Raw genomic sequence first — 5997 nt, forward strand, 5'->3', positions numbered from 1 at the left:
AGCCATCTCGACACCATGCGACTGGTCGCACACCGCCACTGCATCGAGCATTTATCCGAAAAATTCGGCAATCCCTTGTAATCCCTTTCGCAATCGGTAGAATACGCATTCCCCCAAGAGGTGGTAACTCCTTGTTCGGGCGATCGGCGCTCGGACTCTTTGATCCGTAAGGAGCAAGCATTGCGGCATTATGAAATCGTGTTTCTGGTCCACCCTGACCAGAGTGAACTCGTACCCCAGATGATCGAACGTTATCGCGGCATGATCGAAGGCGATGGCGGCCAGATTCACCGTTTGGAGGATTGGGGTCGTCGGCAACTAGCCTACCCAATCAAGAAGGCCCACAAGGCCCACTACGTATTGATGAACGTGGAATGCACCGCTGCCGCCCTGGCGGAGCTGGAAGATGCCTTCCGCTTCAGTGACGCGGTGCTGCGTCACCTGACCCTGGCCCGCGACGAAGCAATTACGGAAGCATCGCCCCTGGCTCGCGATGACAGCGAGCGCCATGAGCCCAGCGCTGAAGAGCGGGCTATGCTAGAGACGGAAGAGTAAGGAGAGTAACGATGGCATTTCAAAGAGATCGCGACGGCGACAGCGAACGACGTGGTGGTGGCAGTGGCGGCTTCTCGCGGCGGCGCAAGACCTGCCGTTTCAAGGCGGAAGGCGTCAAGGAAATCGATTACAAAGATCTGAAGACCCTGCAGGCTTTCATCAGCGAAACCGGAAAGATCGTGCCGAGCCGAATCACCGGTACCAGCGCCCTCTATCAGCGGCAACTGGCAACCGCCATCAAGCGTGCTCGCTTCCTGGCATTGTTGCCCTACGTAATCCGCTGATGCAGTAAGGACAAATTCTATGAAAGTCATTCTATTGGAACGTATCAACAAGCTCGGGCGTCTCGGTGATGTCGTCGAAGTACGCCCTGGCTATGGACGCAATTTCTTGGTTCCCCAAGGCAAAGCAGTGGTTGCCACGGCAGAAAACCTCGCCGATTTCGCCGCGCGCAAGGCCAGCCTCGAGGCAGCGGAGAACGAGCGTCTACAGGCCGCCCGGGCGCGCGCCGAAGCATTGGCCGACGTGGTCCTGCGTGTTGCCCTGCAGGCAGGCGAAGATGGGCGTCTTTTCGGTTCTGTTGGACACCACGAAGTCGCGCGTTTGCTCGAAGAACTCGGCCACAGCGTGAACCACGGCGAGGTGCGAATGTACGATGGCCCCATCAAGCGCACTGGCGAGTATCCAGTACGTTTGCATCTGCACCCCGAGGTCGAACTCGACATACAGGTTATCGTCGAGCGTGCCTGATCCTCGGCGTCCAGCAGTAGAGCCATGAACGCCTCTCTGGACGACGACATCAAGGCAACTCCTTACTCCCGGGAGGCTGAGCAATCGGTCCTCGGGGGCTTGCTCATCGACCCCGAAACTTGGGAAACCGTGAGCGAGTTGCTGGTAGTGACGGATTTTTATGAGCGTCGCCACCAGACCATCTTTGCCGCCATTGCGGAAATCTGCAATGCCGGCAACGAGCTCGATGCCATCACCTTGGGCGAGCATCTCGAAAGCCGCGAGCTTCTCGAAAGCGTCGGAGGCCTGACCTACCTCATCGAGCTCGCCAATGTCACCCCGAGTGCCAGTAATATCCATGCCTATGCGCGCATCGTGCGCGAACGCTCGATACTGCGCTCGCTGCTGCGCACGGGACGAGAAATTGCCGAACTGGCGTATCGGCCCGAGGGTCGGGAGGCACGTGCTCTCCTCGATGAGGCGGAAAAGAAGATTTTTGAGCTGGCGCAAGGCGAGGAACGCAACGGCTCCCACTTTCAGCAGCTGAAGGAAGTCTTGCCCGGTGTCATCGATCGCATCGAACAGATTGCCAAAGAACGCAAGCAGATTACCGGCCTACCAACGGGCTTCGTCGATCTCGATGAAAAAACCTCAGGGCTCCACCCAGGCCAGTTGATCATCGTTGCTGGACGTCCCAGCATGGGCAAGACGGCCTTTGCCATGAACATTGCCGAGCATGTGGCCTGTGTCGAAAAGCGCGCCGTGGCGGTCTTTAGCATGGAAATGCCTACGGAAGAAATCGTGCTGCGCGCGCTCTCCTCGCGCGGACGAGTGGATCAGCACCGCCTGCGCAATGGCAGCCTCAGCCGCGACGACTGGCCACGCATTGCACAGGCCGTGGGCGAATTGAATGTCGCGCCTCTCTTCGCCGACGACTCCGCCGCCCTCTCCCCCACCGAACTCCGCTCTCGTGCCCGCCGCCTCAAGCGCGAGCACAACATCTCCCTCATCGTCGTCGATTATCTACAGCTCATGCAGGTACCCGGACGCGGCGACAATCGCGTTGCCGAGATTTCGGAAATCAGTCGCTCCCTCAAGGCCTTGGCGAAGGAATTGGAGCTGCCCATCATCGCCCTTTCCCAGCTCAATCGCAGCCTCGAAAATCGCACCGAAAAACGTCCGCAAATGTCGGATTTGCGCGAATCAGGCGCCATCGAACAAGATGCCGATTTGATTCTTTTCCTGTACCGCGACGAGGTTTATCACAAGGACAAGGAAGAGGTAAAAGGCCTTGCCGAGGTCATTATCGGCAAACAGCGCAACGGCCCCATCGGCACGGTGCGCATGAGTTTCTTTGGCGAGTACACGCGCTTCGAAAACTATGCCCCCCTGGATAGGGAATCCTAGGCACAACCCAGCCCTGTTGCGCCAGAGGACGCCTCTGCATCCCCCTGCTATCATGGCGCCATGACCCGTCCCAATCATGTCGAGATTTCTGCTTCGGCCCTCGCCCACAACCTTGCCGTGGTGCGCCGGGCTGCACCGCACTCCCGTATCATGGGGGCAATCAAGGCCAATGCCTATGGACACGGTGCGGCGGTGGTGGCAGGCATCCTCGCCGCTGCCGGCATCGATGCCTTTGCCGTCGCCTGCATGGAAGAAGCCGAGGAAATTCATGCCCTGGGGCTTGCGCCACGCTGCACGGCGCTTGCCGGCCCCTTTGCTGCCGAGGAGATTCCCTTGGCAGCCGCCCACAGCCATCGTCTGGTACTGCAGAACTTCGATCAGCTGCGCTGGCTGCAGGAAAGTCGCTGGCAGGAGCCCTTGGAGGTCTTTGTTAAATTCGACAGCGGCATGCACCGGCTCGGCTTTTCTTCGACAGAACTGCCCCAGGTTTTCGCGCAATTGCGCGGTACTCGCCACAGTCCGCTGCGGGTACTCGGCCTGCTCAGCCACCTAGCCCGCGCCGATACCCCGGCAGATCCCTACAATGACGAGCAAATCAAGGCCTTTCACCGGGCTTGCGCCGACTTCGGCAGCGAGACCGCGGGCGAGCATTCTTTGCCCAACTCCGCTGCCCTCCTCGCCCTACCCGCAGCGTTCACTCCCTGGGTGCGACCGGGCCTGCTCCTCTACGGTCTGGCACCCATCCAGGGGCAAAGCGCCAGCTCTCTAGGTTTGGCACCCGTCTTGCGTTGGCAGACTCGCATCGTTGCCATCCGCAACTTGCGCGCCGGCGACTGGCTGGGCTATGGCGCCAGTTGGCAGGCCCCGGAAGACTGTCGGGTCGGGGTAATCGCCTGCGGCTATGGCGACGGTCTCGATCGTCGACTGGGGCTCCAAGAGGCTCCCGTCCTGGTGCGCGGCCAGGCGAGTCGCCTGCTTGGCCGGGTAAGTATGGACCTTGCCTTTGTTGCCTTGGATGGCATCAGGGCGGAGTTGGGTGACCCAGTACAGGTCCTCGGCGGGCCAGAGCTACCCCTGGAAGACTGCGCTGCCCGCCTCGATACCATCCCCTACGAAATCGGCACCCGCATCGCCCGGCGGGTGGCGCGCCGGCAAGTACCATGAGCCGCGAGCGTAGCCTGTACGTTTGCCAGGAATGCGGTGCCAGCAGCCCCAAGTGGATGGGGCGTTGCGGTGAATGCGGGGCGTGGAACAGCTTGGTAGAAGAACGGGCACCAGCAAACACGGGCAAACGCGGCAGCAGTGCCTATGCGGTAGCCAGTCCGCCGCAGCGCTTGGCAGCAGTACCCATTGCCGAAATTCGGCGGCAAAGCAGCGGTCTGCAAGAGCTCGATCGAGTGCTGGGCGGTGGGATCGTACCGGGCGCGGCCATCCTCCTCGGCGGCGAGCCCGGCATTGGCAAATCGACCTTGCTGCTGCAAAGCGCGGCCGGCATGGCGCAAAACGATCTGATCCTCTACGTGACCGGCGAAGAATCTGCTGCGCAGTTGGCCCTACGTGCCCAGCGCCTCGGCATTGGCGATTTGGCCATCGACGTCCTCGCCGAAAATCATCTGGAAAGCATCGAGGCGCAGATTGCCCAGCAACGACCGCAGGTGGTGCTTATCGACTCTATCCAGACCCTGTTTACCGACACCCTGCAATCGGCACCGGGTTCGGTGGCACAGGTGCGCGAGTGTGCGGCGCGCCTGGTTCGTCTTGCCAAAGCCCAAGACGTGAGCCTATGGATGGTCGGCCATGTGACCAAAGAAGGCGCCATTGCTGGTCCGCGGGTACTGGAGCACATGGTCGACACAGTACTCTACTTCGAGGGTGAGGCCGGTGGCCCCTATCGCATCGTGCGCGCCATCAAGAATCGCTTTGGCGCCGCCAACGAGCTGGCCGTCTTTGAGATGCACGCCCAAGGGCTCAGCGAAATCCACAACCCCTCCCGCCTTTTTCTTAGCCAGCACCAGCGCCCGGTAGCAGGCAGCGTCGTGCTTGCCACCCAAGAAGGCAGTCGCAGTCTACTGGTCGAGGTGCAAGCCCTAGTCACCCCCAGCCCCCTTGCCAACCCGCGCCGGGTTGCCCTCGGCCTCGATCCCAATCGCCTGTCCCTGCTCCTCGCCATCCTCCACCGCCATGGCGGCAGCTTTCTCTTTGATCAGGATGTCTTCGTCAACATTGCCGGCGGAGTGCGGGTACTCGAACCGGCGGCGGATCTAGCGGTTGCCCTGGCGGTACAGAGTGCTTTTCGCAATCAACCTCTCGCAGAAGGGCTCGTGGCCTTTGGCGAATTGGGGCTAGCGGGGGAGCTACGCGCCGTCGCGCACAGCGAAGAACGCCTGCGCGAAGCGGAAAAGCTCGGCTTCCGCCGCGCCATCGTCCCCCCCGGTGCGAAAGCACCCGGAAAACTTCGCCTACACCAAGCACGCAGCCTTGCCGAAGCGGTCAGCTTGGCCTTCGACGAAAGCGTTGCCTGAATAGCGCTAACTTCCCCCGCGGCGAAGCTGGAAGGCTTGCAGTAAGGCCGCTGCAAAGCGCCGATGACGGTCCTCGAGTTGCGCCCAACCGCGCAGGGAAGGCGATCCGTCCGACTCTCGCAAGCCTAGGATATGCCGGTGATACTCGGCATGCAGGTAAAAAAGCTCGTGCTCCGGCGCCAAGCCCAGGGCGAGCAGGCGCTGCCGCTCCTGGCAGGCATCGGCATTGGCGAGAGAGACCAGATCGAGTAGACCAGGGTCGTGATCGAAGGCCTTTTCGAGCAGGGAAAAATGCGTCAGGTGAAAAGCGTAGGCGCTGAGAAGGGTGGGTGGCAAGGGCGCCGAAGCTGATAGCTGCTGTTGCGAGAGAAACGCTTGCAAGTCCACAAAGGGCATCGGTCGCGCAATGGCGTAGCCCTGGAGATAGCGCATGCCGAGAACCCCAATCGCGTCGCGGATGGCTACGGTCTCGACTCCTTCCGCAACGAGGTCGATGTCGAGGCCTCGGGCGAGATCCACTACCGATTGCACAAAGCTCAAATCCCGCGGATACTCCTCGAGGGTACGGATAAATCCCTGATCCAACTTGGCCTTGTCGATCGGCAATTGCTTGAGGCGCAGAAGAGAAGAGTAACCGCTGCCGACGTCGTCGAGGGCCAACTGAAAACCCAAACTTTTCAGCTCTTGGAGCCGATCTAGGGCCATAGCCTGATCCGCAAATTCATGACTTTCCAAAAGCTCGAGCACGATGCGACGCGGATCGATTTTTTCCGTCCGCAAAAGG

General features: G+C 60.7%; 7 protein-coding genes. 6 read left to right on the plus strand and 1 reads right to left on the minus strand.

Annotated elements, in window-relative coordinates:
- Nucleotides 1-180 precede the first annotated feature (180 nt).
- From rpsF to radA, 6 genes are read left to right on the plus strand one after another with little or no spacing between them, the layout of a single operon-like run.
- Complete coding sequence (gene rpsF / locus RTI30_RS11875; protein ID WP_312263381.1) at nt 181-555, plus strand: 30S ribosomal protein S6; 375 nt, start codon at nt 181-183, stop codon at nt 553-555.
- A gap of 11 nt (nt 556-566) precedes the next feature.
- Entirely contained in the window at nt 567-839 is a 273-nt protein-coding gene (gene rpsR / locus RTI30_RS11880) for a 30S ribosomal protein S18 (RefSeq protein ID WP_312263382.1), read from the plus strand.
- A gap of 19 nt (nt 840-858) precedes the next feature.
- Nucleotides 859-1305, plus strand: a complete 447-nt coding sequence (rplI, locus tag RTI30_RS11885) for a 50S ribosomal protein L9 (protein WP_312263383.1) — start codon at nt 859-861, stop codon at nt 1303-1305.
- Between the two features lie 24 nt (nt 1306-1329).
- Nucleotides 1330-2691, plus strand: coding sequence for a replicative DNA helicase (dnaB, locus tag RTI30_RS11890; RefSeq protein WP_312263384.1), 1362 nt, complete (start codon nt 1330-1332; stop codon nt 2689-2691).
- A 60-nt stretch (nt 2692-2751) separates the two neighbouring features.
- Nucleotides 2752-3855 carry an alanine racemase gene (alr, locus tag RTI30_RS11895; protein WP_312263385.1) on the plus strand — a complete coding sequence of 368 codons (1104 nt, stop codon included), beginning with the start codon at nt 2752-2754 and terminating at the stop codon, nt 3853-3855.
- Nucleotides 3852-5213 carry a DNA repair protein RadA gene (gene radA, locus RTI30_RS11900; RefSeq protein WP_312263386.1) on the plus strand — a complete coding sequence of 454 codons (1362 nt, stop codon included), beginning with the start codon at nt 3852-3854 and terminating at the stop codon, nt 5211-5213. Before alr ends, radA begins: the two co-directional genes overlap by 4 nt.
- Before the next feature lie 6 nt (nt 5214-5219).
- On the opposite strand, the gene RTI30_RS11905 is transcribed toward radA, so the two are convergent.
- The coding region (locus tag RTI30_RS11905; RefSeq protein WP_312263387.1) for an EAL domain-containing protein at nt 5220-5997 on the minus strand (778 nt) is incomplete at its 5' end.

The organism is Candidatus Igneacidithiobacillus taiwanensis, from assembly GCF_031962545.1.
In the GTDB taxonomy this organism is placed as follows: Bacteria; Pseudomonadota; Gammaproteobacteria; order Acidithiobacillales; family Acidithiobacillaceae; genus Igneacidithiobacillus; species Igneacidithiobacillus taiwanensis.